We start from the raw sequence: 23,595 nt of genomic DNA on the forward strand, positions 1-23,595 counted from the left end.
TTCGCGAGAAGTCCTTCAGAACGGGCGGGGCGGGGCGGGAGGGCAGCAGGCAGGAGCGAGGCAGGGAGTGAGGGCAACAGGAGGGAGGGATGGATGCAGGGAGGGTGGAGACGCGAAAGGGGCGAGGATCCGAAGATCCTCGCCCCTTTCGGCTGTCTGCTGAGACTTACCAGCTCGACTTGGTCACGCCGGGCAGCTCGCCACGGTGTGCCATGTCACGGAAGCGGACACGCGAGATGCCGAACTTCGTGAGGACACCGCGGGGGCGGCCGTCGATGACGTCGCGCGAACGCACGCGAGCAGGCGACGCGTTGCGCGGCAGCTTCTGCAGGCCGACGCGTGCGGCCTCGCGGGCCTCGTCGGTGGCGTTCGGGTCGACCAGGGTCTTCTTCAGCTCGGCGCGACGCTCTGCGTAACGCTCGACGATGACCTTGCGCTGCTCGTTGCGAGCGATCTTGCTCTTCTTAGCCATTGATCAACGCTCCTCTCGGAATTCGACGTGCTGACGGATGACCGGGTCGTACTTCTTGAGCACGAGGCGGTCGGGGGTGTTGCGGCGGTTCTTCTTCGTCACGTAGGTGTAACCCGTGCCTGCCGTCGAACGCAGCTTGATGATCGGACGTACGTCCTGAGCCTTCTTGGCCATTAGAGCTTCACACCCTTCGCCTGGAGGTCCTTGACCACGTTCTCGATGCCGCGGACGTCGATCACCTTGATGCCCTTGGCGGACACGTTGAGCGTGATCTTACGACCGAGCGACGGGACGAAATAGGTCTTCTTCTGCACGTTCGGGTCGAAGCGGCGCTTCGTCCGGCGGTGCGAGTGCGAGACGTTGTGACCGAAGCCGGGAACAGCTCCGGTCACCTGGCACACTGCTGCCATGATGGTGACTCCTTCTATACCGTGAGGCCGGACGGCCCCACCCAAGATCCCTTGTCTGCACGCAACCCGACCCGCCGATCTCTCGGCCGCGGAAGGAGAAGCATGCGAACTGCGCACAGGAGTGTGCGCAGACAAAGAGTCATTTTAGCACGGCGGTGATTCAGACTCGGACGGCTTCGATCAGCAGGGCCGCCCCCGGATCCAGCAGCGGCAACGGCACACCGACGGACTCGAAGAAGGCACCGGATCCCTCCACCCCGGAGTCGATCCACGCGGGGTCAGCAACCTGGTGTCGTGCGACGTTCCCGAGATCCTCCCGCATCCGCAGGCGATACCGCTGCGTCGCCGGCAGACCGGGGATCCGCGTGCGCGGAGTGAAGCCGTCGACGGACGTACCCAGGCGCACCCAGGCGTAGACGGCACGCGAGCCGTCGACCGCGACCACACCGTGCAACAGCGTCTGGTCATCGACCTCATCGGCGCGCACCGTAACCCCCGAGTGCAGCAGCGGACGCAGCTCGCGATACAGCGCCGCCCAACGAGCCAGCGTCGCGCGCTCGGCATCCGTGCAGCGGGTGATGTCCCACTCGATGCCGGCGTGACCGAACAGCGCCGTGGTCATGCGGAAGGGCAGCGACGCCGACCGATGGGTCGTCTCGGCGATCGGCGGCCCGACGTGCGAGCCCACGAGTTCGGGAGGGAGGAGGGTGCCGGTCCACCGCTGGATGAGCTGACGCTCCACGGGATCGTTCGAGTCCGAGGCCCACACGCGCTGTGTGCGCTGCACGACCCCGAGGTCGACACGGGCGCCGCCACTCGCGCAGGACTCGATCTCCAGAGCGGGATGTCTCTCGCGCAGCGCGTCGAGCAGGGCGTAGAAGGCGGCCGTCTGCGCGTGCACGGACGCGCGTCTTGTATGCGGTGAGACGGCCGCGTGCAGGTCGCGGTTGTGATCCCACTTGATGAAGTCGACGCCGATCTCCGAGACCAGGGCGTCGATGCGTTCGAGCAGGTGAGCGGCCGCGGCGGGGTTGGCGAGGTCGAGCACCTTCTGATGCCGCCACGTGGCCGAGTCCGCCGAGGCCTGGAGCACCCAGTCAGGATGCTGCGCGGCGAGCTCGGACACCGGGTTCACCATCTCGGGTTCGAACCACAGGCCGAACTGCATCCCGAGCGAATGCACGTGATCCGCGAGAGGTCGGAGGCCGTCGGGCCACTTGGCATCGTCGATGAACCAATCGCCGAGTCCCGAGCGATCATCGGGTCGTCCGCGGAACCAGCCGTCGTCGAGCACGAAGCGCTCGACGCCGACGGTTGCCGCGGCCTCGGCGAGCTCGATGATCTTCGCGGGGTCGTGGTCGAAGTAGACCGCCTCCCACGTGTTCAGCACCAGCGGTCGCGGCGTCGTGGGGTGACCGGGGAACGAGCGCACCGTCCGGTGCAGACGCGACGACACGGAGTCGAGCCCGCTCCCGCCGTAGGTGAGGAACACCCGCGGCGACACGTAGGTCTCCCCCGCACCCAGTCGGATCTCGCCCGGCAGCAGCAACTCTCCCCCACCGAGAACCGCACCGTGCACTCCGGCACCCTCGGGAAGCCGCTCGACACCGACCTCCACGTCGCCGCTCCACGCGACGTGCGCTGTCCACAGCTCGCCACGGCGGAAGCCGAATCCGTCGGTGCCGACCGCGGTCAGATAGGGGGCGTCGTGGCCGCCGCGACCGCGGCGCACCTGACGCAGATGCACACCGTGACGCAGGGCACCCCGCTGCGGGCGGCGCTCTCCCGTCCATCGTCCGGTGTGGTCGAGAATCTCGGTCGCGTGCGCGGGGATCGGCAGCAGGATGCGGGCGGCCAGCAGGTCCAGCGGCACCGCGTCATCGGCGGCTGTGCTCGTGACCGACAGCTGCGCGGTGAGCACGCCATCGACATCCAGCGCGAGGTCGAGCACGGCGGTGGCCTCGGCCTCGGCATCCGCGAACTCCGCCCGCAGCGATGTCGCCGAGACCTCCCACCCGCTCGTCCGCAGCAACGGGGCGCTGTGCAACCCCGCCCTATGCCAGGCGAGCGCCGGTGCACCCGACCATCCGTCGGCTTCGACGGCGAGCAGTGGGAAGGTGCGCGGAACGTCGAAAGAGCTGAAGGTCACAGCGCCGGTCGATGACGACACGAGAGCGTCTAGGTCGAGCGGGTCGAGCGCCGCTCCCCAGTGCAGTACCCGGGCGGCCGCCGTGTCGATGACGACACTCACACCGCCCGAGGTCAGGTGGACCGTTTCTGACATGTCTCTCCAGACGCGAAGAGGAGGCCCGCCCCGTGCGAACGGGGGCGGGCCTCCGAGGGTATTACTCCTTGACGGGGATCGACGCCGCCTTGAGCGCGTCGACGGTCGCCGTCTGGCCCTTCTCGATCGCGTCGAGCAGGGTTCCGCTGCCGCTGACAGCAGCCTTGAAGCCGTCCGAGATGTCCGCATAGGTCTGGGTCATGGTCGGACCCCACGCGAAGTCGGGGGAGACCTGGGTGGCGGCATCGGCAAAGATGTCGTAGATCTTCTGCCCGCCGTAGAACTCCACGCCCTCACTGAAAACCGGCAAAGCGAGTCCCGCCGTCGTGGCGGGATAGAGGTTGGCCGCGTCGGCGAGCGCAGTCAGCGCCTCATCCGACGTGTTGAGCCACAGCGCGAACGTGGTCGCCTCGTAGAGGTGTTCGCTGCCCTTGAGCACGGCGGTCGAGGATCCACCCCAGTTCCCGGCCGCGGTCCCGCCGTCCTTCCACTGCGGGAGCGGAGCGACCGCCCACGAGCCCGCGGTGTCGGGGGCACCGCTGGAGATGGAGTTGGCACCCCACACCGCGGAGTTCCAGGTCCAGACTTCGCCCGAGTTGTAGGCGTTGTTCCACTCGTCGGTCCAGGCGGGCACCGTCGCGACGAGGTCGTCGTCGAGCATGCCCTGCCAGAAGTCCGCGACCGTGGTCGTGGCGTCGTCTGCGAGCGTGACGGTCCAGCCCTCGTCGTCGCTCGCGAACCATTGGGCGCCGTCCTGCCACGCGAAGCCGGCGAACTGGTTGATGTCCGACTGTGAGAAGTTGGTGATGTAGCCGCCGAGGTCGCGGATCTTCACGGCGGCCTCACGGTACTCGTCCCAGGTGGTGGGGATGGCGATGCCGTTCTGCTCGAACAGGTCGGCGCGGTAGAACAGCGCCATGGGCCCGGTGTCCTGCGGAACGCCGTACACACCGTCGGTGCCGAGCGTCACCTGCCCCCAGGCCCAGTCGACGAACTGATCCTCGGCTGCGACGACATCTGCGCACGCACTGAGATCCTCGAGGCCGTCCTGCACGAGGAAGTTCGGCAGAGCGTCGTACTCGATCTGTCCGAGGTCGGGGGCGTCGCCGGCCTTTATCTGGTTGAAGAAGTTCTGATACGTGCCGCCGTTGCCGTTGGGTCCGGTCTGCACCTTCACCTGGATCTCGGGGTTGGCATCGTTCCAGATCTTCACGACGTCTTCGATGCCGGGGATCCAGGAGGTGAACTCGAGCGTGACGTCACCGTCGGCCGGGGTGCAGGAAGCTGCGGCGTCGCCGCCTCCGGTGCTGTCTCCGCCGCCGGCGGAGCAGCCTGCGAGCGCGAACGCCGAGATGGCGATGACGGCCGCTGCCTTCTTCTTCGAATGCTGCATTTCGATCCCTTTCATGGATGCGATGGGGTGATGCGGGGATGGAGCGTCACGCGGGAGATCCGGGTGACGACCTGCTCACTTCAGGGCGCCGGCGCCCAGTCCGTTGCGCCAGAAGCGCTGGAGCAGGAGGAATGTCACGATCAGCGGGATGACCGACAGCAGGGCGCCGATCAGGACGAGACCGCGGAGTTCGGGGAGCTGGTTCAGCTGGTTGTTCCAGTTGTAGAGGCCGAAGACGACGGGGAAGAGCTCTTCACTGCGCAGCATGATCATCGGCAGGAAGAAGTTGTTCCAGATGGCCACGAACTGGAAGAGGAACATCGTCACCAGAGCCGGGGTCATCAGACGGATGCTGACAGTGAAGAAGGTGCGGATCTCTCCCGCCCCGTCGAGGCGGCTCGCCTCGAGGAGTTCGTCCGCCACCGAGGAGGCCGCGAAGATGCGCGCGAGGTAGACGCCGAACGGGCTCACGATCGAGGGGAGGAAGACCGACCAGAACGTGTTGGTCAGCTGCGCTTGGCTGAAGATCAGGAACAGCGGCAGCGCGAGAGCCGTCGCGGGGACGAGCACTCCTCCCAGCACGATGTCGAACAGCAGGTCGCGGCCGGGAAAGCGGTACTTGGCGAGCGCGTAGCCCGCCATGGCCGCCAGAAGCGTGGCGATGGCTCCGCCGAGAGCGGCGTAGAGCATCGAGTTGCCCAGCCAGCGCAGGTACACGCCGTCCCGGTAGGTGAACAGCTCAGCGATGTTGTCGAAGAGGTGGAAGTCGGCGAACCACAGCGGTGCGGTGGTGAGGATGTCGCCGGTCTCCTTGCTGGAGGCGACCAGCAGCCACCACAGCGGAAGCAGGAAGTAGACCGTGAACACGGCCATGATCAGCATGGCACCCGTGCGGGAGATGCCCGATTCCCGAGCGGTGCTGCGGCGCCGGCCGGGCGCGACGATCGACGCGGTGGTCATGCGTTCTGCTCCTTGCGCTGCATGTACTTCATGAACCCGAACGACAGCACGAACGTCGTCACGGCGAGCACGACCGAGAAGGCAGCCGCCAGGTTGGTGTTCGGGATGGACGCCGTGGCGTACACGGTCATGTTCGGGGTGAAGGTGCTGGTCACGGCCGAACTGAACGAGCGGAACACCTGGGGTTCGGCGAGCAATTGCAGGGTGCCGATGATCGAGAAGATCGCGGTCATCACGATCGCGGGCCGCACCAGCGGGATCTTGATCGACCAGGCGATCCGCCATTGGCTGGCACCGTCGAGACGGGCCGCTTCGTAGAGCTCCTGCGGGATCGACAGCAGTGCCGAGTAGATGATCAGCATGTTGTACCCGACATAGACCCAGGTCACGACGTTCGCGATCGACCACAGGACCAGGTCGGCGCCGAGGAAGTCGATGTTCTTGGTGATCGCGGTGAAGGGCGAGAGGTTGGGCGAGAAGAGCGAGCCCCACATGATCGCGGCGATCACACCCGGCACCGCGTAGGGCACGAAGAACGCCAGACGGAAGAAGCGCTTCCCGCGCACGAGAGGCGAGTCCAGCAGCAGGGCGAACAGCAGGGCGAGGCCCAGCATGACGGGCACCTGCACGACACCGAACAGCAGCATGCGCCCCATCGAGCTCCAGAAGGCCTCGTTCTGGAAGACGAGCATGTACTGCGTGAGGCCTCCGAACACCTGCTCGGCCTTGCCGAAGGTGCCGTCGCGTTCGACGACGAGCAGGGACTGCCAGAACGCGTAGGCGATCGGCACGACGTAGAACAGTGCGAACAGAACGCCGAACGGCACGATCAAGAAGGCGATTGCCCCCTTGTGCGGGACGCGCCGGCGGGCTCGCGCCGCGGCGGGCGCAGAGACCGCCGAGGCGGTGAGCGTGGTGGTCATACATCCTCCTTGATGATGCGGACCGCTCCGGCCGGCACGATGCCGGTGGCGGGGGCGTCCGTGACGAACTCATGACCGGACGCCGTGACCTCGGCGTCGATCGACCCGTGATTGACGACGAACAGGAAGCTGCCGGTGTCCCCGACCCGTCGGACGATCTCGACGTCCGGCCCCGCGCCCGGCGCCCGTGCGGCACCGGCGGCGACGGCGATCCGCGTCATCAGCCCGGCGTAGTCCGCTCGCGAGAGCTGGGTGGAGAGGAACCAGGCCGCGCCGTCGCCGGCCGCCCGCCGCGTGATCGCCGGACCTCCGGCAGCGGGGCCGTCGACGAACGATGCGACCACCTCGGCGTCGGTCGCCGCGAGCCGCTCGCTCCAGACGGTGCCCGTCGTGCCGTCGGTGAGGGTGACGACCTCGCCCGGGCGCAGCGGAGCGAACTCCTCGGAGCGGATGCCCAGCAGATCGCGGAACGCCCCCGGATACCCGCCGGTGCGCACGCGATCCTCTTCGTCGACGATGCCGCTGAAGAAGGTGATGAGCGCGACGGCACCGCCCTCGACCGCGCGTGCGATGGCCGCTGCGTCCGCATCGCTGAGGAGGTGCAGGGCCGGCACGATGAGCAGACGGTAGCCGTCGAGGTCGCCGCCGGGGCGCACGACGTCGGTGGTCAGACCCGCATCCGACAGCGCCGCGTGAGCCGCATGCACCTGTCCGAGGTAGGTCAGCGCCTCGCTCGGACGCCCTTCGTTCTCGGACGCCCACCAGCTCTCCCACGAGAAGAGCAGCGCGGTGTCCGCGACGACTCGGGTACCGGCGACCTCACCGAGGCGATCGAGCAGGCCACCCAGTTCGACGACCTCACGCCACTGGTTCGAGTCCTCACCGGCGTGGGGAACCAGGGCGGTGTGGAACTTCTCCGCACCCTGCGTCGAAGCCCGCCATTGGAAGAAGCAGATCCCGTCGGCACCGCGAGCGAGGTGGGAGGCGATGTTGCGCCGCATCTCCCCCGGCGACTTGGCGAGGTTGTACGGCTGCCAGTTCACCGCACCCGTCGACGTCTCCATCAGTAGCCAGGGCTCCCCCTGCGCGAGGCCGCGCGTGAGGTCGGCAGCGAACGAGAGCTCCCCGCGGGCGTCGTCGAGACGGCGGTCGAGATAGTGGTCGTTGGCGATCAGATCCATGTCCCCCGCCCAGGTCCAGTAGTCGAGGTTGCGAATGTGCGCGGTGACCATGAAATTCGTCGTGACCGGAATGCTGCTCCGCTCCCGCAGGATCGCGGCCTCCGCCCGGTACAGCGCGAGCTGCTCGTCGGAGCTGAACCGCTGGAAGTCGATCATCTGCCCGGGGTTGCGCAGGGACAGGGCCTGCGCGGGCGGACGCACGTCCTCGAAGTCGCTGTACCGCTGGCTCCAGAACGTCGTCCCCCATGCGCGGTTCAGCGCGTCGATGTCGTCGTAGCGCTCACGCAGCCAGACACGGAACGCTTCGGCGCTCACGTCGCAGTAGCAGAGCGCGTTGTGACAGCCCAGTTCGTTCGACACGTGCCACAGCGACACCGCGGGGTGATCGCCGTAGCGCTCGACCACTTTCGTCACGACGTCGGCGGCATAGGCGCGAAAGAGCGGAGAGCTCGGGCAGTACCCTTGGCGACCGCCCTGCTGGAACACAGTGCCGTCCACGCCGACGGGAAGCATCTCGGGGTGGCGAGCCGTGACCCACGGGGCGGGCGAGGCCGTGCCGGTGCCGAGGTTGATGCGGATCCCGCTCGCGTGCAGAAGACCGATGATCTCGTCCAGCGCGCTGAAGTCCCAGACGCCCGGTGCCGGGTTGATCGACGACCAGCCGAAGATGTTGATTGCGACGAGGCCGACGCCCGCCTGCGTCATGAGGCGCACGTCCTCGGGCCACACGCTACGGTCCCACTGCTCGGGATTGTAGTCGCATCCGAACACGAGGCCGCGCCCTGCGGAGAGGGCGGCGATGCGGTCAGACACGGCGGCGGCCATACGATGACGCTCCTTTGCGACGATGTGTGCACGTGCACAGAATCAGTCGCGGAAACACTGATCGGGATTTTCTGTGAACGTGCACACATCGTCGCATGTCGCCGTGGGGGTCGTCAAGTCCGGGTCGCTAGGCTGTCGATCATGACCACTTCCGCTCGCCGCCGCAGCACCGTGCACGACGTGGCACGGGTGGCCGGGGTGTCGAGGGGAACCGTGAGCCGCGTGATCAACGGCGGCTATGTGTCCGACGCCGCTCGGTCGGCGATCGAAGAGGCGATCCGCGAGGTCGGTTACGTTCCCAACACCGCGGCGCAGAACCTGGTGCGCCAGCGCACCCAGGCCATCGCCTTCATCGTGCACGAGCCGCACGCGCTGTTCCTCGAAGATCCGAACATCGGCGCCATCATGCTCGGCACCAACGAGACCCTCTCCGAAGCGGACTATCAGATGGTCTGCCTCGTCGTGGACTCGGTGCGCGATACGGAGCGCGTCGCCCGCTACCTCAACGGCGGCTTCGTGGACGGCGCCGTGATCGTCTCAGCCCGCGCGCAGGATCCGATCACGAATGCCGTCATGCGTCTGGATCTTCCGGTCGCCTACGTGGGCCACCCCCCGGATGTGGATGCAGCCTGGGTCGGCGTCGACAACCGCGGAGCCGCGAAAGCCGTGACCTCACGCCTGATGGCGACCGGACGCAGACGAGTCGGCATGATCGCCGCGGCTCTCGACCGTGACTCCGGCACTGATCGCCTCGCGGGATTCACCGATGCCTTGGGTGCCGACTTCGACCCGGACCTCGTCGAGGAGGCGCCGCTGTACTCGTACGCCGACGGGGCCGCGGCGATGACGCGACTGCTCGACCGCGCGCCCGACATCGACGGGGTCTTCGGTGCCTCCGATGCCGTCGCCGCCGGAGCGATGCTGGCGTTGCGCGAAGCCGGCCGCCGTGTTCCCGAGGACGTCGGCGTCGTGGGCTTCGACAACAGCTCATGGGCGACCAGGACCACACCGCCGCTGTCGACCGTCGACCAACCGGCGGAAGGACTCGGCGCGGCCGCCGCAGCCGCTGTGCTCGCCCAGTTGCGCGAAGATCAGCGTCCGCGCGTGGGGATCATGTTGCCGACGCCGGTCGTGTGGAGAGATTCCGCCTGAGCCCCTCTCCCCCACCGGAACGGCGACACGGTGGGGTCGGCATCGATCCAGAAGCGCCAGGGGAAGGCAGCGGTCCCGGCGACGCCCGCGACGCCGACCCTGGGGCCGCGCACCACATCGTCCCGCGGCTCGCCGAGCCACAACTCGGCCCTCGCCCCGTGCCGTTCCTCGCCGGTGATGGCGTCGATGCCGTCGTGCAGGGGATGCCGCAACCCCACGGCCCGCCCGAGACGACCGGGCCCACGCGCCAGATCCCGCCGGGCGATGCGGCTGAGCGGCAGCGTCGCACCTCGGCGCCGTGCCGCGGCATCCGCTCCGATCACGATCTCCCCCGCACGCAGCAGCACGCCGTCGCCCTGCCCGATCGGCCCGCACACCACGTTGACGCAGGAGTGGATGCCGTGACTCAGATACACGTAGAGATGTCCGGGCTCGCCCCACATGGTGGCGTTGCGCGGCGTGCGTCCCATCCGCGCGTGGGATCCGGGGTCGGCGATCTCGCCGGTGCCCTGCCCGTGGTAGGCCTCGACCTCGGTGATGCGCAGTCGCACCTCGACAGGTCCGCGTTCGTCCGTCGCGGGGGCGAACGTCCGAAGCTCGGCCCCGAGCAGGAGCGGCGCGACCTCGACCGCCGAGCCGCTCAGGTCCGCACGGACCGCTCGACGCAGACCATCCTGCTGCGGCATCTCAGAACCGCGGGGCCGTCTGGCACCAGGAGGCATCGAAGCCGGTGAGGGCGACCATCTCCTTGCCGCTCTCCATGTCGATGAGGTGCGTCTCGACCTGCTCGGGCAACGGCAGCAGCATTCCGTCGTAGGGGTTGTTCGCGAGGTCGGGCGCGATCGCCACGGCCGCATACTGACCACTCGGGGAGGCGCACGCCTGCAGGATCGAATCGGTCGCCCCGATCTCGACCAGCGGGGTGGCTTTGCCGTCGTCGTCCACGCGGATGACGGCCTGTCCGATCGGGAGTCCCGCATCGTCACGGGCGACGACGTGCCGGAGCGTGCCACCGGGGAACGGGGTGATGGAGGTCGCCGTCCCGTAATCGGGGTCGGATGCTGCGAGCGGCTGCTCCGATCCGTCCGCGAGGTTCAGTTCGACGACGGCCCCGTCGAGGCGCTCCACGATGGCGGTGTAGGTGCCGCGGGAGATGCCCTGGATCATGGCGGCGAGACCGAGGGACTGCACGCCCGCGTCGCTCGAGCGGTCCACGAGGGACAGTGCACCGTCGAAGTCGATGAACAGCACGGCGGCGCTGTCGGGCACGAACTGCCACACGAAGACACTCGCCTCCGCACCGGCGACCTCGATCACCTGCGGCTCGTCCTTGCCGCTCAGCGACTGGGTGACGAGCACGCTCGCCCGCCCTTCGTCGTCGCTGAGCTCGCGGTCGGAGTAGCTGTAGCCGACCAGGCCGCCTCGCTCCGAGACCTGGACGGCGCCGACGTAGCCGTCACCGGGCAGGTCGAGTTCGCGCTGGTTCTTCCCGTCGCGGTCCATCACGAGCAGGTGGGAGCCGTCCTCTTCCTCCACCGCGACCACGAGCTGCGTCGAGGTGGCCCGGAAGTCGTTGATCTTCTCGTGCTCGTACACCGCCACCCCGTCGCCCTTGAGGTCGGTGAGGAAGATCTTGTCCTTGCCGTCGACGTCTCGGCGCAGCAGGAAAATGGTGGACGGCGGCGTCGTGAACGACGTGGTCAGGGTCGTCGACGGACCGCCACCCGCACCGGCCACGTCGGCCACGCGGATCGTGTACTCCGTCGAGTCGTCGAGCGGCACCGTGAAGCGGACGCCGACACCCCGACCCGAGGCATCGACCGTGAACGGCGTCGCCGGCTCGACGGTGACCTGCTCGGGATCGATGTCGGCGAGCGCCTGGTTCGCGGTGAGGATGACCCTGCTCCCGGAGGACTCGATCGCATGTTCCGCGTCCACCTGCACGTCGCTGATCCGCGGGCCCTGCAGGAGACTGACGATGCCGAGCCCGGTCCCGGCGAGCACGAGGACGCCCAGCACCGCACCGAGTGTGAGGAGGAACCTCCGCGGGTTCCGCGGCGCGCTCGGGGCCGGGGCCTCGGACGCGGCCGTCAGCGGGGGCTCGGCGGGAGGGGAAGTCGCCGGCTCGTCGTCGATCTGCGGGGCGGCACCCACGAACACGGGCTCAGGTGCGACAGGGACGGCCGGCAGCGCGGTCGCTTCGGCATCCTCCCGCGCGGCAGCCTCGAACGCGGCCATCTTCCGTGCGGCCGCCTCCTGCTCCGCGACCTCCCGTTCACCGGCTCGGCGCACCGCCGCCTCCCGAAGAGCGGCGTCCCGAAGAGCGGCCTCACGGACAGCGGCGTCGTCCGCTGCGGCTTCCGGCTCGTCGGCGGGGGGCGCGGCGTGATCCGGCGGGGTGACCGCACGCTCGATCCGCTCGGCCTCCGCCGCCTCTGCGGCCTCACGGGCGGCGCGCAGCTCGGCGCGGGTCCGCGGGACGGCGGGCGTCTCGGGGCGCTCGTCGTCAGTACTCATACGGATCCCCGGGCTCGTCGATCGCGACGACGTCGGTCGGTTCGATGTGGAGCTTGCCGTCGCTGTCCGCGCGCACGGTGCCGGTGACCTCGACCCACTGTCCGGTCGGATAGTCGTCCGGATCGACGGTGACCGGCAGCGCGGCCGTCTGCGCATCGATCACGCAGTGCGTGATGACCAGCCGGGTCAGGTTCACGCCGTCGCCCGATCCCGGGGTCACGAAGCCGGTGAGGGTCACGGGCGCACCGTCGTAGGCCGAGGTGTTCGTGGACGCGGCGAAGACGCTCGCCCAGTCGCCGACGCCGAAGGTCGAGGTATCAGCGACGCCGAGCGCGACGCTGTCGGAGCCGGCAAACAGCGCGCTCTGCTCCCCCGCGCGCGACATCGCGAGCTCGACCGAGAGCGACGCCGGGGGCAGCACCAGGGCCGCGATGACGACGCCCGAGGCGATCACCCCTCCTGTGACCGCGCCGACACCCGCAAGGGAACGGCGGCGCGGGGTCGCGGACGAGCCGGATTCCGTGTCGTCGGAGACTTCCGTGCCGTGACCGTGTCCGTGGTCATGACCGTGATCGCCCTCTTCGCCGAGAGGCAGGGTGCACGACCAGATCGCGCCGGCCAGGGTCACGACCGCGGCCGCACACGCGAACCACACGGTTTCGGGGCTGATGTAGAGCGTGAGGCGGTCCGTGATGCCGAGTCCGAGGGTCACGACCGCGATCACCGCAGCGAGGCCGACCCCGAGCCAGCGGGTGGCGAGGGCACGCGCACGTGTGGTGGTCTGCTCAGACAAGGACGTTCACCCCGATCCCGATCGCGAACGCCGAGGCGAGGACGATCCCGACGATCCCCACGAGGGTGCGCCCGGTGAAGGTGGTGCGCATGAGCGCGAGCATCTTGATGTCGACGAGCGGTCCGACCAGCAGGAACGCGACGATCGCGCCGGACGAGAACGTCGAGGCGAACGACAGCGCGAAGAACGCGTCGACGTTCGAGCAGATGGCGACCGTCATCGCGAGCGCCATCATGGCCACGATCGACAGCACCGGGTTCGAGCCGATCGCGAGCAGCCACTCCCGGGGAATCAGCACTTGCACGGCCCCGGCGAGTGCGGAACCGATGACCAGCGCGGGCATCACGGCGCGAAGCTCGATGAGGAACTGGGTCAGGCTGCGGCGCACCGGCGTCCCGGGCTCGTGCGTCACCCGGTCGCAGGTGTCGACGAAGCGCTGCGTGAGCATGCCGTCGGGGTCGGGGTGGCGGCTGTAGATCCAGCCGATCAGGTTCGCGATCAGGTATCCGCCGACGAGGCGCGCGACGAGGATCCCGCCGTCCCAACCGAACGCGGCGTGCGTGGTGAGGATCACGATCGGGTTCACGATCGGCGCCGCGATCAGGAACGTCATCGCCTCGGCCGGGGCGAGACCGCGCATCATGAGCCCACGGGCGAAGGGCACGTTGCCGCACTCGCACACCGGGATGAGCATCCCCAGCAGCGACAGCACGGCCCGCCGCGCCCACGCGCGCTTCGGCAGCCAGCGGTGGATGACATCGGCGGGCAACCAGACCTGCACCACGATCGACAGCAGCACACCGAGGATCACGAACGGGAGCGCCTCGATCAGCACGCTCAGGGCGAGGGTGAGGCCGTCCTGCGCACGGGTGGGCAGCGACGCCGGGAACAGCGTCGGCAGGAACGCATCGACCAGGAACAGTGCCGCGATGATGACGGCACCGAGGCCGACGCCGATCCATGCCGAGCGCGCAGTGGGCGCCGGGCGATGGGAGTGACCGTGGCGGGTCGCCGTCGCTGCCGAGGGGCTCACGCGTTCGCAGTCCGTTCGGCGTCGCGCTTGTTCGCGCACGGGGTGCACAGTCCGAAGATGTCCACCACGTGAGCGGCATCCGTGAAGCCGTGCAGGGCGGCGGTGCGATGCGCCCACTGCTCGACGTCCTTGGCCTCGATCTCCACGGTCAGACCGCACGATCGGCAGATCAGGTGGTGGTGGTGTCCCTGGGTCGTGCAGGCGCGATACAGCGCCTCACCCTCGGGGCTCTGCAGCGAGTCGGCGTCACCGGAGGCGGCGAGTCCCGCGAGAGCGCGGTACACGGTCGCCAAGCCGATGCCCGTGTTGTCGTCGCGCAGGGAGGCATGCAGGCTCTGCGCACTCACGAATCCGCGAGCGTCGGCGAGTGCTTCGCGCACGCGTTCGCGCTGCCAGGTGTTCCGCTGAGCCATACGTCGAGTCTAGGCCGCTGCGGTTGGCGAGGGCTGGGAGCGGCCAGGACCCGTTCGAATCGCGTGAATGGTCGCATCTCGGGCTGATTCCCGACCATTTGCGCGATTCGGAAGCACGGTCTCAGACCCGCACCCGCCGGACCCTGGCCCGCGCCCGCTGCACGATCCAGCACACGACGTAGATCGTGAACGACAGCGTCGTGATGTACGGGCTCACGGGCAGCGTGCCGGCGAGGGCCAGCAGGATTCCGCCGACCGCCGAGACGAACCCGAAGAGCGCCGCGAGCAACGGCACGGCGATCGGACCGGCCGTCACACGCATGGCCGCGGCCGCCGGGGTCACCAGCAGTGCCATCACGAGCAGCGCCCCGATGATGTGCACGCTCACCGCGACGATCAGGCCGAGCAGCACCATGAACAACAGGCTCACCGCGCGGGTCGGCACACCACGGGCGGCAGCGGATTCCGGGTCGAGGGAATCGAAGCGGAGAGGGTTCCACATCACCAGGAGTCCGATCAGCACGACCAGGCTGATCCCGATGAGCCACCCGAGGTCCGGCGTGGAGACCGACACGATCTGCCCCGTGAGCAGGCTGAAGCGGTTGGCGCTGCGACCGTCGTAGAGCGAGAGGAAGAGGATGCCGAGGCCCAGGCCGAACGGCATCAGCACACCGACGATCGAGTTTCGGTCCCTGGCCTTGGCCCCCAGGATGCCGATGAGGATCGCGGCGGCGAGCGCGCCCGCGAGGGATCCGGCCACGACGCTGCCGCCGAAGAGCAGGGCCGCTGCGGCTCCCGCGAACGACAGCTCGCTCACGCCGTGCACGGCGAAGGCCAGGTCGCGCTGCATCACGAACACGCCGATCAGACCGCCGACGACGCCGAGGACGGCGCCCGCGATGATCGAGTTCGCGAGCAGGGCCACGAGCTCGCCGTAGTCCTGGAAGGAGAACACGTCGCTCCAGTCGACGAGCGGCACCATGACCGATGCGACGTTCATGCGACTCCTCCGTGCTCGTGATCGCCGTGGTCGTGGTGCGGTTCGGCATCCGGAACGCCGACGACGACCAACCGGTCGCCCGCACGGAGCACGAACACCGGGGTGCCGTAGAGGTCGGTGAGCACGCGGGTCTGCAGCACCTCGTCCGGGGTCCCGAGCAGGAACCGTCCGCCGGCGATGTAGAGGATGCGGTCGACCCGGCCGAGGATCGGATTGATGTCATGCGTGACGAACAGCACCGCCGCCTCGCGCTCGCGCCTCTGACGGTCGATGATGTCGGTCACGGCGACCTGGTTGGCGAGGTCGAGGTTCGACAGCGGCTCATCGCACAGCAGCAGGGCGGGCTCGTCGGCGAGGGCCTGTCCGACCCGAAGCCGCTGCTGCTCGCCGCCCGACAGCAGCCCGACCCGTCGTTCGGCGAACTCCGACGCGCCGACCGCCTCGAGTAGACGGTCGACCTTCGCGCGGTCGCCGCGGTGCGGGATCGGGAAGCCGAAGCGGCTCCCCTGCACTCCGAGGGCGACGAGATCACGTGCCCGCATGCTCGTGTCGGGAGCCAGCGAGCGCTGCTGCGGGATGTAGCCGATGCGGGGGTTGCCGCGGTGCACGGGCTCTCCGGCGACCTTGATCACACCGGACGACAGCGGCTGAAGCCCCAGGATGCTGCGCAGGAGAGTGGTCTTGCCCGACCCGGAGGGGCCGAGCACGGCGATGAACTCTCCCGGCTCGACGGTGAGGTCGAGTCCCGACCAGAGCTCCCGATCGCCGCGATGCAGTGAGGCGTCGGAGATCTCGAGGACCGGATTGTCGCGCGGTGCGGCGCCGCCGCTCACGACTCGACGGCGGCGGCGAGGCTCTGGATCGCGTCACTCATCCACTCAGAGTACGACGATCCGTCCTCGAGCAGCTCCGTGAAGGCGACGACGGGGATGCCGGCCGCCTCGGCCGCGGCCTCGACGCGCTCGGTCTCCGCACCACCGGTCTGAGCGTTGGTCAGCAGAGCGCCCACCGTGCCGCTGCCGATCACGTCGAGCGCTTCGAGCAGAACGGCGGGCGCGACATCGGTGCCCTCTTCCACAGACTCCGCGAATCCTTCCGGGGTGACGTCGGTCAAGCCCGCAGCCGCGGCGAGGTACCCCGGAAGCGGCTCGGTGATGAACACCTCGACACCCGCGGCGTCCGCCTTGATGCCCTCGAGGTCGGCCTCGAAGCCCTCCAGGTCGGCGATGAGGTCGTCGGCGTTGGCCGTGAAGTCCTTCGCCCCGTCGGGGTCGAGCTCGGCCAGCTCCTCGCTGATCGCCTCGACGACGTGGATCATGGTGTGCGGGTCGAACCAGACGTGCTCGTTGAAGCCCTCGATGTGGTCGTGGCCCTCATGCCCCTCTTCACCCTCGGCATGATCGTGGTCGTGGCCCTCTTCCTCGGGCGCATCGGTGGCGGACTCGTCGGCGTGGTCGTGGTCCGCTTCGTCGTCGTGGCCCTCATTGCCGGGGAAGTCGTGCGAGTACTCGACGGCCGTGATGACGTGCGGGTCCTTCGCATCCTGCAGCAGCGTGTCGATGAAGGCGTCGTATCCCCCGCCGTTCTCGATCACCAGGTCGGCCTTCTGCACCGTGAGCCGGTCGCGGGCACTCGCCTCGTAGGAATGCGGGTCCTGCGAGGCGGAGGTGATGATCGACTGCACGTCGACGCGGTCACCGCCGATCTGCGCGGCGATGTCGCCGTAGACGTTCGTACTCGCGACGACCGTGATGGTGCCGTCGTCGCCCTCCCCCGCGGCGGGGGTGGAGCATCCGGCCAGCGTGAGGGCGGCAACGGATGCGAGAGCGAGGACGAGGACGGGCTTCTTCATGCTCCCACTCTAAACGCTAATGAGAACCATTATCAAACTGAGAGTCGAGCCTCTCCTTTTTCCTGCCGTCCACGCCCCCCATACGCGCCGAGACCCCCGCTGACGCGCGACGACAGACGGGGGTCTCGGCGCCAGACGGGGGTCTCGACGACAGGCGGGGGTCGCTAGCCGAGCAGGCGCGCCGGAGCGATCCAGGCTGTGGCCTCGCCGGGAAGCACGAAACCGTCGAGGGGGGCACTCGAGAGGACCACGTCGGCGGCGTCCGCACCAAGGTCGAACGGGGCCGTGCCGAAGTTCGACACCACCTGCCATCCGTTCGGCCGGGCGAAGTGCAGCACGTCGTCGCGCCCGGTCTCGATCCACTCCAGGGCCTCGTCGGTCTGCAGCAGATGCCGCAGGCGCAGGGCCTCCCGGTACAGCGACAGTGTCGACGACGGATCCGCCGCTTCCACGTCGACCGCGTACTCCGCGAACCACTCCGGCTGCGGAAGGTGCGAGCCCGCGGCACCGAAGCCGTGCGAGGAACCCTCCGCCGTCCACGGCAGCGGCACGCGGCATCCGTCACGGCCCAGTCCGTCGAACTCGGCGCCGCGGAAGAAGCCGGGGTCCTGACGCTGCTCGGGCGTGATCTGCGCGACCTCGTGGAGTCCGAGCTCCTCCCCCTGGTAGAGGTACGTGCTGCCGGGGAGGCCGAGCAGCAGAAGAGTCGCGGCGTGCGCCCGGCGGAGTCCGCCCTCACGGTCCAGCGCCTCAGCCGGCCCGCCGGCCTTCACCCACTCGGTGCCCTGCTTGACCGGACGGCCGTTCAGCGCCGGAAGTCCGTAGCGGGTGGCGTGACGCGTGACATCGTGGTTCGACAGCACCCAGGTGGTCGACGATCCGGTGGCCCCCGCCTGCTGCAGGTTGTCGGCGATGATGCTCCGGAACTGCGCGGCGTCGAAGTCGGCGACCAGCAGGTCGAAGTTGAACGCCTGCCCGAGCCCCTCGGCCGAGGCGTACTTCGCACGGCGTTCCGGGGTCTCGACCCAGGCCTCGGCGACGGCGGTGCGGGGCGGGTCGTACTCGTTGAAGACCGCCCGCCACTCGGCGTAGATCTCGTGCACGTCGTCGCGGTCGATCATCGGATGCGTGCCCGAGGTGCGGTCCATCGCGTCGAGTTCGGCGCGTGAGGGCAGCGGCTCGCTGAGGTCCTTCGTGAGCATGTGGGCGACGTCGATGCGGAACCCGTCGACGCCGCGGTCCGACCAGAAGCGCAGCGTCTTCAGGAAGTCGGCGCGCACCTCGGGGTGATCCCAGTTCAGGTCGGGCTGCTCGACGGCGAAGTTGTGCAGGTACCACTGCCCATCCGCCACGCGCTCCCACGCGCTGCCACCGAACACCGAGTCCCAGTCGGTCGGCGGCTCGGATCCGTCGGGGCCGCTGCCCTCACGGAAGATGTAGCGCTCGCGCGCGGCCGAGCCCCGACCGGCGGCGAGCGCCTCCTGGAACCACTCGTGCTGGTCGGACGAGTGGTTCGGGACGATGTCGACGATCACGCGGATGCCGCGGGAGTGCAGCGCCTCGACCATGTCGTCGAAGTCGGCGAGTGTGCCGAGCCGCCGATCGACGTCGCGGTAGTCGGCGACGTCGTACCCGCCGTCGGCGAGCGCCGAGGGGTAGAACGGGCTGAGCCAGACCGCATCGATGCCGAGGTCGCGGAGATAATCGGCCCGGGAGACGATGCCCGGGATGTCGCCGATGCCGTCGCCGTTCGCGTCCGCGAAGCTGCGCGGATAGATCTGGTAGACGGCGGCCTGACGCCACCAGGCGGCATCTTCGGCGGTGCGGGTCTCGGCGAGAAGCGCGTCGGTCATGAGAGGAGGACTCCTTCTGTGTTTCCGGTGGTTCCGGTGGTTCGTGTCGTTCGAGGAGGTGGTCAGCCCTTGACGGCACCCTGCGTGACGCCCTCCATGACCCATCTCTGGGTGAACAGGTAGGCCACGATCGCGGGTGCCATCGCCATCAGGTACGAGGCGAAGGCGACGTTGTAGTTGTTGCTGAACTGGTTCTGGAACAGGTTCTGCCGCACGGGCAGTGTCTGCAGCGCCGGATCGGCGATGATGAGCGACGGCATCATGAAGTCGTTCCAGGCGTAGAGGAAGGCGAAGATGCCGACGGTCGCGCTCATCGGCGCGAGCAGCGGGAAGATCAGCTTCCAGAACGTCTGCCAGGTCGTGGCGCCGTCGATGCGGGCGCTCTCCTCGAGCTCGATCGGGATCGACCGCAGGAACGCGGTGAACAGCAGCACGCTGAAGCTCAGCTGGAACATGGTCGCGAGGATGATCACCCCGAACGGGTTGTCGAGTCCGACGCGTCCGGTGAGCTGGATCTGCGGCAGCGCCACGACGGGGAACGGGATGAACATCGCCGCGAGCAGGTAGAAGAACGAGTAGCGGAACAACCGACGGTCCCAGTTGCGCACGATCGCGTAGGACGCGAACGCGGCCAGCACGATCGTCGCGGTCACCGTACCGGCGGTGACCAGCAGGGAGATTCCCGCGCCGACGGGGAACTTCGTCAGCGTCCACGCCTCGACGAAGCCGTCGAAGCTGAACGGGGCCGGGAGCGAGAAGGCGTTGCCGTCGACCGCCTGCCCGGTGGTCTTGAGCGCCATCGAGATGGTCACGTACAGGGGCAGGAGGACGGTGACCGCGCACAGGATCAGGATGACCGTGCCCGACCAGTTCACGCGCTCCATGCGCACGCGCGGCTTCTTGCCCGAGGTGGGGATGGTGGTGAGTGTCTGCGTCGACATCAGAGTGCGTTCCTTCCGCGCGTCAGCGACAGCTGGAGGAGGGAGATGAGCACGGCGACGATGAAGAAGATGGTCGCGTTGGCCATCTGGTAGGCGTAGTCGCCGCCGTTGAAGCCCGCGATGATCGTCATCGCGACGCTGCGGGTGGACGTGCCCGGACCTCCGTTGGTGAGGCCGACGATGATGTCGTAGGCGTTCAGGAAGCCCTTGAACCCGAGGATCACGTTGATCACGACGTAGCCCGCGACGAGTGGGAGCGTGATGCGGGTGAGCTGTTGCGCCTTGCTGGCGCCGTCGATGCTCGCCGCCTCGTACACCTCGCCGGGGACGGACAGGAGCCCGGCGATGTAGATCAGCAGTGTGCCGGGCACGGCCTGCCAGGCCGTGACGATCACGATGGCTATCCAGGCGAGGTCCGGATTGGCGAGCAGGCTCGTCTCGAGCCACGGGATGCCGGCCGCCGCTCCCGCCGCAGGGATCGAGTTCGAGAACAGGAAGTTGAAGACGTAGGCGATGATGATGCCCGAGATCACCATCGGGATGACGAAGATCGTCCGCAAGCCCGTCTTGAACCGGATGCGCGAGGTGAGCCCAACGGCCAGCAGGAACGCGACCACGTTCACGACGACGACCGTGGCGATCGAGAACCCGAACGTGAACAGGTAGCTCTGCAGGATCGACGGATCACTGAACAGGGCGATGTAGTTCGTCAGCCCGTTGAAGCTCCACTCCCCGATGCCGATCGAGTCGGTGAAGCTGAAGAAGATGCCGATGACGCCCGGCAGCGTGATCGCGAGTGTGAAGAGCACCAGCGTGGGCAGCAGGAACAGGTAGTAGATCGGCTCGACGCGACGCGTGTGCCGCCGGAGCTTCCGGTCGCCGCCCGTCACGATGACGGTCGTGCTGTCCGACGCCGAGGGGGTCGTCGTGGTGCTCATGATGCGCCCTCCTCACCGTCGGCGTTGTCCTGGGTCGAGGGGATCGGCGCACGGAAGGTGATACGGGCCCAGTCCGCGTCCATCGTGCGCAGGATGGAGGTCGGCGAGGCCCCGAGCACCATCGCCTGCGCGTAGTTGAAGATCGGGAGAGTCTTGGGAACGAGCACCGACGGGCCCTGATAGATCTGGCCCTCGTCGTAGTACTCGATCATCCCCTCGACACGGGGGTCGTCCGGAGCCGGCGCCCCCTTCGTCGGGGTGAAGCCCAGCTGCGAGGCGTTGTACTCCTCGATGTTCCGGGGCTCGTAGAGGAACTCAAGGAAGTCCCGGGCGGCCTCCTTGTGGCGGGAGCCCTCCGGGATCATCGCGGCGAGGTCCATGTTCACACGGACGCCGAGGTCGTCCGGATCATCGGTCATCGGCAGCGGGAAAGTGCCCAGCTGCAGATCCGGCGCGGTCTTCGCGATCTCACTGAACGCCCACGGCCCCTGCAGGTACATCGCGGCCTCCCCCTTGGCGAAGGCCAGGTTGCCGTCGCCGTAGCCGCGGCTCGGCGCATCCGCGTTCGTGTAGTCGTTCGCGAGCTGCATCATCTTGTCCATCGGCTCGGCGAAGTCCTTCGAGAACGAGACCTCGGAGTCGGGCCCCACCTCCGCACCCTCGTCCGCGAGGGCGTCGAAGAACTCGATCACGTCGACCGAGCCGCCCGCGGTGTAGTCGTACCAGCCCTGCCCCACGGTCCAGTCGTCCTTGAACGTGCCGTAGAACGGGTCGATTCCGGCAGCCTTCAGCTGGTCGCACACGGCGAGCAACTCGTCCCAGGTCTGCGGAACCTCGAGACCCTGCGCCTGGAAGATCTCCTTGTTGTAGATGACCGATGCGGCCATCACCGAATACGGCAGCGCGCTCGTCCGCCCCTCGCAGGAGCCGTACTGATCCATGAGCGGCTGCAGGTCGTCGCGGATGTCCGCGGCCGCGGCGGTCTCGGACAGATCGGTGAGGGCGCAGCGCTGCACGAACCGGGCGATCTCGTAGTTGTAGTTGGCGAGCATGATGTCGGGCGGATTGCCCCGCACGAAGCTCGCCGAGACGACATCGACGCCCGAGGTGTCGATCTCGACCCGCACGTCGCTCTGCGACGCGTTGTACTCGGCGACGAGGGCGGTCATGAATTCGATCGCCTCGCGCTTGCTGAAGGTGAAGCGGATGGTCTCCGCTCCTGAGCCGGGGGCGCATCCGGCGAGCGCCGTGCCGACCAGGGTGACCCCCAGGGCTGCGGCCACCGCTCGGGCCGCTCGTGTTCGTCTCTCAGACACCGTCGTCCTTCCGATATATAAATCCACAGACTAAATCTAGTGAGCGAATTTACTCTGTCGAACGGTACTCTCTCATTGGGAAGACAGGGAGGTCAAGTGTCGTGACGGAAGTCTCCGCAGACCTGGGCACCGGCCGCGCGAGCGTGGGGGCGGTCCTCGACTTCGCCTGGACGGCCGGCGAGTTCACCGCGACCGAGGCGATGGCGGGCACCTCCCTGACCCGCTCGACGGCCATCGACGCGATCGACACCCTGGTCGGGGCCGCCGTGCTGTGCGAGCTTCCGAACGCCCGCGCGGTCGGCGCGTACCGCTCCGGCAGACCCTCGCGGCGCTTCGTCTTGGCCCCCGACCTCGGGGTCGTGATCGGCGTGGATGCGGGAGACACCCACCTCGCCGTCACCGTGGCCGACCCCCTCGACCGCACGCTCGTGCACCACCGCCTGGAGTTCACGCCCTCGCAGTCGGCCGACGAACGACGCGCGACGATCCTCGAACGCCTCGGCGACGCACTCACCGAAGCCGAGGTGACGCCCGACCGGGTGCTCGCGCTGTGCGTCGGCGTCGCGGCGCCCGTGAACCGCGATGGCGTCTCCCCTCCGCACCCCGACGGCTTCTGGGAGCGCACCAACCCCGGCCTCGCCGAGGCCCTGCGCGACTGGGCTCCCGTCGTCCAGATCAAGAACGACGCGCAGCTCGCCGCCATTGCCGAGGGGACGGAGGGAGCGGCGATCGGATGCCGCGACTACGTCGCTCTGCTCGCGAGCGAGAGATTCGGCGGCGGCGTGGTGGTCGACGGCCACGTGCTGCACGGCGCGCACGGCGGCGTCGGCGAGGGCGTCGTGTTCGACCACATCGTGGGCGTCGGGTCGGCGTTCGGACTCCGCTACGCGGTGGAGGATCAGGTGCGGGCGGCGGTGGATGAGGGCGAGATCGCGGCGGACAGCGCGGTCGGACGCCTCGTCGCAGCAGACCGCATCGATCCCCGCCTCGTGCTCACCCTCGCCGCGTCGGGTGACCCGGATGCCGAGCTGGTCACCTCTCGTGTCGGCGCCACCGTCGCCCGTATCGTCGGCGTGCTCGGCAGCATGTACGACCCGGCGCGCGTCATCGTGTGCGGAGCGGTCGCCGAGAGCATCGAGCCCGTGCTGACCGCCGCCCGGCGCATCCTCCCCGAGGAGCTGCACCTGCCGGCACCGGAGATCCTCGCCTCGACGCTCGGTGCCGAGGTCGTCTCACGCGGAGCCGTCGCGACCGCTCGCCGCGCGGCCAGGGAGTACGCCGTGCCCCGGCTCGCCGAGGAACGCCTCCGCGCGAGCGCGTAAGGCCGCGAGCGCATAAG

Annotated in this window: 22 protein-coding genes; 2 read left to right on the plus strand and 20 right to left on the minus strand. The window is 68.5% G+C overall.

What is annotated here, in order from left to right; translation table 11 throughout:
- Positions 1-166: 166 nt before the first annotated feature.
- The 8 genes from rpsN to E0W80_RS14545 all read right to left on the minus strand — a co-directional run bounded on the left by rpsN (position 167) and on the right by E0W80_RS14545 (position 8,448).
- A complete protein-coding gene (gene rpsN / locus E0W80_RS14510) occupies positions 167-472 on the minus strand; it encodes a 30S ribosomal protein S14 (RefSeq protein WP_017829734.1) in 306 nt (101 codons plus the stop codon).
- Between the two features lie 3 nt (positions 473-475).
- A complete protein-coding gene (rpmG, locus tag E0W80_RS14515; protein WP_017203558.1) occupies positions 476-646 on the minus strand; it encodes a 50S ribosomal protein L33 in 171 nt (56 codons plus the stop codon).
- The gene (rpmB, locus tag E0W80_RS14520) at positions 646-882 is read right to left on the minus strand and encodes a 50S ribosomal protein L28 (protein WP_017203559.1); all 237 of its coding nucleotides are present in this window, start codon (positions 880-882) and stop codon (positions 646-648) included. Before rpmB ends, rpmG begins: the two co-directional genes overlap by 1 nt.
- A 160-nt stretch (positions 883-1,042) precedes the next feature.
- On the minus strand, positions 1,043-3,166 hold the full coding sequence (locus E0W80_RS14525; RefSeq protein ID WP_131493515.1) for an alpha-galactosidase: 2,124 nt from the start codon (positions 3,164-3,166) through the stop codon (positions 1,043-1,045).
- Between the two features lie 61 nt (positions 3,167-3,227).
- Positions 3,228-4,559 (minus strand): extracellular solute-binding protein, encoded by a 1,332-nt coding sequence (locus E0W80_RS14530; protein WP_047524212.1) that lies wholly within the window; start codon positions 4,557-4,559, stop codon positions 3,228-3,230.
- Positions 4,560-4,634: 75 nt separating this feature from the next.
- On the minus strand, positions 4,635-5,519 hold the full coding sequence (locus E0W80_RS14535; protein ID WP_194239303.1) for a carbohydrate ABC transporter permease: 885 nt from the start codon (positions 5,517-5,519) through the stop codon (positions 4,635-4,637).
- Positions 5,516-6,442, minus strand: a complete 927-nt coding sequence (locus E0W80_RS14540) for a sugar ABC transporter permease (protein ID WP_131493517.1) — start codon at positions 6,440-6,442, stop codon at positions 5,516-5,518. The genes E0W80_RS14535 and E0W80_RS14540 overlap by 4 nt, the downstream gene beginning before the upstream one ends.
- The gene (locus E0W80_RS14545) at positions 6,439-8,448 is read right to left on the minus strand and encodes a beta-galactosidase (RefSeq protein WP_131493519.1); all 2,010 of its coding nucleotides are present in this window, start codon (positions 8,446-8,448) and stop codon (positions 6,439-6,441) included. Before E0W80_RS14545 ends, E0W80_RS14540 begins: the two co-directional genes overlap by 4 nt.
- Before the next feature lie 141 nt (positions 8,449-8,589).
- On the opposite strand from E0W80_RS14545, the gene E0W80_RS14550 reads away from it, so the two are divergent.
- The gene (locus E0W80_RS14550) at positions 8,590-9,600 is read left to right on the plus strand and encodes a LacI family DNA-binding transcriptional regulator (RefSeq protein ID WP_131493521.1); all 1,011 of its coding nucleotides are present in this window, start codon (positions 8,590-8,592) and stop codon (positions 9,598-9,600) included.
- On the opposite strand, the gene E0W80_RS14555 is transcribed toward E0W80_RS14550, so the two are convergent.
- From E0W80_RS14555 to E0W80_RS14610, 12 genes are all read right to left on the minus strand, one after another.
- Positions 9,540-10,286, minus strand: a complete 747-nt coding sequence (locus E0W80_RS14555; protein ID WP_131493523.1) for a DNA-3-methyladenine glycosylase — start codon at positions 10,284-10,286, stop codon at positions 9,540-9,542. The genes E0W80_RS14550 and E0W80_RS14555 overlap by 61 nt on opposite strands.
- 1 nt (position 10,287) lies before the next feature.
- Positions 10,288-12,117: a hypothetical protein gene (locus E0W80_RS14560; RefSeq protein ID WP_240740544.1), complete on the minus strand. Its 1,830-nt coding sequence runs from the start codon at positions 12,115-12,117 to the stop codon at positions 10,288-10,290.
- Positions 12,107-12,910, minus strand: coding sequence for a TIGR03943 family protein (locus tag E0W80_RS14565; protein ID WP_131493525.1), 804 nt, complete (start codon positions 12,908-12,910; stop codon positions 12,107-12,109). Before E0W80_RS14565 ends, E0W80_RS14560 begins: the two co-directional genes overlap by 11 nt.
- Positions 12,903-13,943 (minus strand): permease, encoded by a 1,041-nt coding sequence (locus E0W80_RS14570; protein WP_131493527.1) that lies wholly within the window; start codon positions 13,941-13,943, stop codon positions 12,903-12,905. Before E0W80_RS14570 ends, E0W80_RS14565 begins: the two co-directional genes overlap by 8 nt.
- Complete coding sequence (locus E0W80_RS14575) at positions 13,940-14,356, minus strand: transcriptional repressor (RefSeq protein ID WP_047524209.1); 417 nt, start codon at positions 14,354-14,356, stop codon at positions 13,940-13,942. The genes E0W80_RS14570 and E0W80_RS14575 overlap by 4 nt, the downstream gene beginning before the upstream one ends.
- A gap of 121 nt (positions 14,357-14,477) precedes the next feature.
- Complete coding sequence (locus E0W80_RS14580; protein WP_047524250.1) at positions 14,478-15,338, minus strand: metal ABC transporter permease; 861 nt, start codon at positions 15,336-15,338, stop codon at positions 14,478-14,480.
- 14 nt (positions 15,339-15,352) lie between these two features.
- Entirely contained in the window at positions 15,353-16,189 is an 837-nt protein-coding gene (locus E0W80_RS14585) for a metal ABC transporter ATP-binding protein (protein ID WP_047524208.1), read from the minus strand.
- On the minus strand, positions 16,186-17,208 hold the full coding sequence (locus E0W80_RS14590; RefSeq protein WP_131493529.1) for a zinc ABC transporter substrate-binding protein: 1,023 nt from the start codon (positions 17,206-17,208) through the stop codon (positions 16,186-16,188). The genes E0W80_RS14585 and E0W80_RS14590 overlap by 4 nt, the downstream gene beginning before the upstream one ends.
- Before the next feature lie 164 nt (positions 17,209-17,372).
- On the minus strand, positions 17,373-19,061 hold the full coding sequence (locus E0W80_RS14595) for a glycoside hydrolase family 13 protein (RefSeq protein ID WP_131493531.1): 1,689 nt from the start codon (positions 19,059-19,061) through the stop codon (positions 17,373-17,375).
- Between the two features lie 62 nt (positions 19,062-19,123).
- Entirely contained in the window at positions 19,124-20,002 is an 879-nt protein-coding gene (locus E0W80_RS14600) for a carbohydrate ABC transporter permease (RefSeq protein WP_131493533.1), read from the minus strand.
- Positions 20,002-20,940, minus strand: a complete 939-nt coding sequence (locus tag E0W80_RS14605) for a sugar ABC transporter permease (RefSeq protein ID WP_047524204.1) — start codon at positions 20,938-20,940, stop codon at positions 20,002-20,004. The genes E0W80_RS14600 and E0W80_RS14605 overlap by 1 nt, the downstream gene beginning before the upstream one ends.
- Positions 20,937-22,256 (minus strand): extracellular solute-binding protein, encoded by a 1,320-nt coding sequence (locus tag E0W80_RS14610; RefSeq protein ID WP_131493535.1) that lies wholly within the window; start codon positions 22,254-22,256, stop codon positions 20,937-20,939. The genes E0W80_RS14605 and E0W80_RS14610 overlap by 4 nt, the downstream gene beginning before the upstream one ends.
- 101 nt (positions 22,257-22,357) lie before the next feature.
- Between E0W80_RS14610 and E0W80_RS14615 the strand changes: the two genes are divergently transcribed.
- Positions 22,358-23,578 carry an ROK family protein gene (locus tag E0W80_RS14615; protein ID WP_131493537.1) on the plus strand — a complete coding sequence of 407 codons (1,221 nt, stop codon included), beginning with the start codon at positions 22,358-22,360 and terminating at the stop codon, positions 23,576-23,578.
- The last annotated feature ends 17 nt before the right edge of the window (positions 23,579-23,595 follow it).

The organism is Microbacterium sp. PI-1 (assembly GCF_004337555.1).
Classification (GTDB): Bacteria; Actinomycetota; Actinomycetes; order Actinomycetales; family Microbacteriaceae; genus Microbacterium; species Microbacterium aurugineum.

What these genes read in the sequence shown, in the direction of transcription:
- rpsN (WP_017829734.1), bottom strand. Translation starts at nt 472, where the DNA reads ATGGCTAAGAAGAGCAAGATCGCTCGCAACGAGCAGCGCAAGGTCATC.
- rpmG (WP_017203558.1), bottom strand. Translation starts at nt 646, where the DNA reads ATGGCCAAGAAGGCTCAGGACGTACGTCCGATCATCAAGCTGCGTTCG.
- rpmB (WP_017203559.1), bottom strand. Translation starts at nt 882, where the DNA reads ATGGCAGCAGTGTGCCAGGTGACCGGAGCTGTTCCCGGCTTCGGTCAC.
- E0W80_RS14525 (WP_131493515.1), bottom strand. Translation starts at nt 3,166, where the DNA reads ATGTCAGAAACGGTCCACCTGACCTCGGGCGGTGTGAGTGTCGTCATC.
- E0W80_RS14530 (WP_047524212.1), bottom strand. Translation starts at nt 4,559, where the DNA reads ATGCAGCATTCGAAGAAGAAGGCAGCGGCCGTCATCGCCATCTCGGCG.
- E0W80_RS14535 (WP_194239303.1), bottom strand. Translation starts at nt 5,519, where the DNA reads ATGACCACCGCGTCGATCGTCGCGCCCGGCCGGCGCCGCAGCACCGCT.
- E0W80_RS14540 (WP_131493517.1), bottom strand. Translation starts at nt 6,442, where the DNA reads ATGACCACCACGCTCACCGCCTCGGCGGTCTCTGCGCCCGCCGCGGCG.
- E0W80_RS14545 (WP_131493519.1), bottom strand. Translation starts at nt 8,448, where the DNA reads ATGGCCGCCGCCGTGTCTGACCGCATCGCCGCCCTCTCCGCAGGGCGC.
- E0W80_RS14550 (WP_131493521.1), top strand. Translation starts at nt 8,590, where the DNA reads ATGACCACTTCCGCTCGCCGCCGCAGCACCGTGCACGACGTGGCACGG.
- E0W80_RS14555 (WP_131493523.1), bottom strand. Translation starts at nt 10,286, where the DNA reads ATGCCGCAGCAGGATGGTCTGCGTCGAGCGGTCCGTGCGGACCTGAGC.
- E0W80_RS14560 (WP_240740544.1), bottom strand. Translation starts at nt 12,117, where the DNA reads ATGAGTACTGACGACGAGCGCCCCGAGACGCCCGCCGTCCCGCGGACC.
- E0W80_RS14575 (WP_047524209.1), bottom strand. Translation starts at nt 14,356, where the DNA reads ATGGCTCAGCGGAACACCTGGCAGCGCGAACGCGTGCGCGAAGCACTC.
- E0W80_RS14580 (WP_047524250.1), bottom strand. Translation starts at nt 15,338, where the DNA reads ATGGTGCCGCTCGTCGACTGGAGCGACGTGTTCTCCTTCCAGGACTAC.
- E0W80_RS14590 (WP_131493529.1), bottom strand. Translation starts at nt 17,208, where the DNA reads ATGAAGAAGCCCGTCCTCGTCCTCGCTCTCGCATCCGTTGCCGCCCTC.
- E0W80_RS14595 (WP_131493531.1), bottom strand. Translation starts at nt 19,061, where the DNA reads ATGACCGACGCGCTTCTCGCCGAGACCCGCACCGCCGAAGATGCCGCC.
- E0W80_RS14600 (WP_131493533.1), bottom strand. Translation starts at nt 20,002, where the DNA reads ATGTCGACGCAGACACTCACCACCATCCCCACCTCGGGCAAGAAGCCG.
- E0W80_RS14605 (WP_047524204.1), bottom strand. Translation starts at nt 20,940, where the DNA reads ATGAGCACCACGACGACCCCCTCGGCGTCGGACAGCACGACCGTCATC.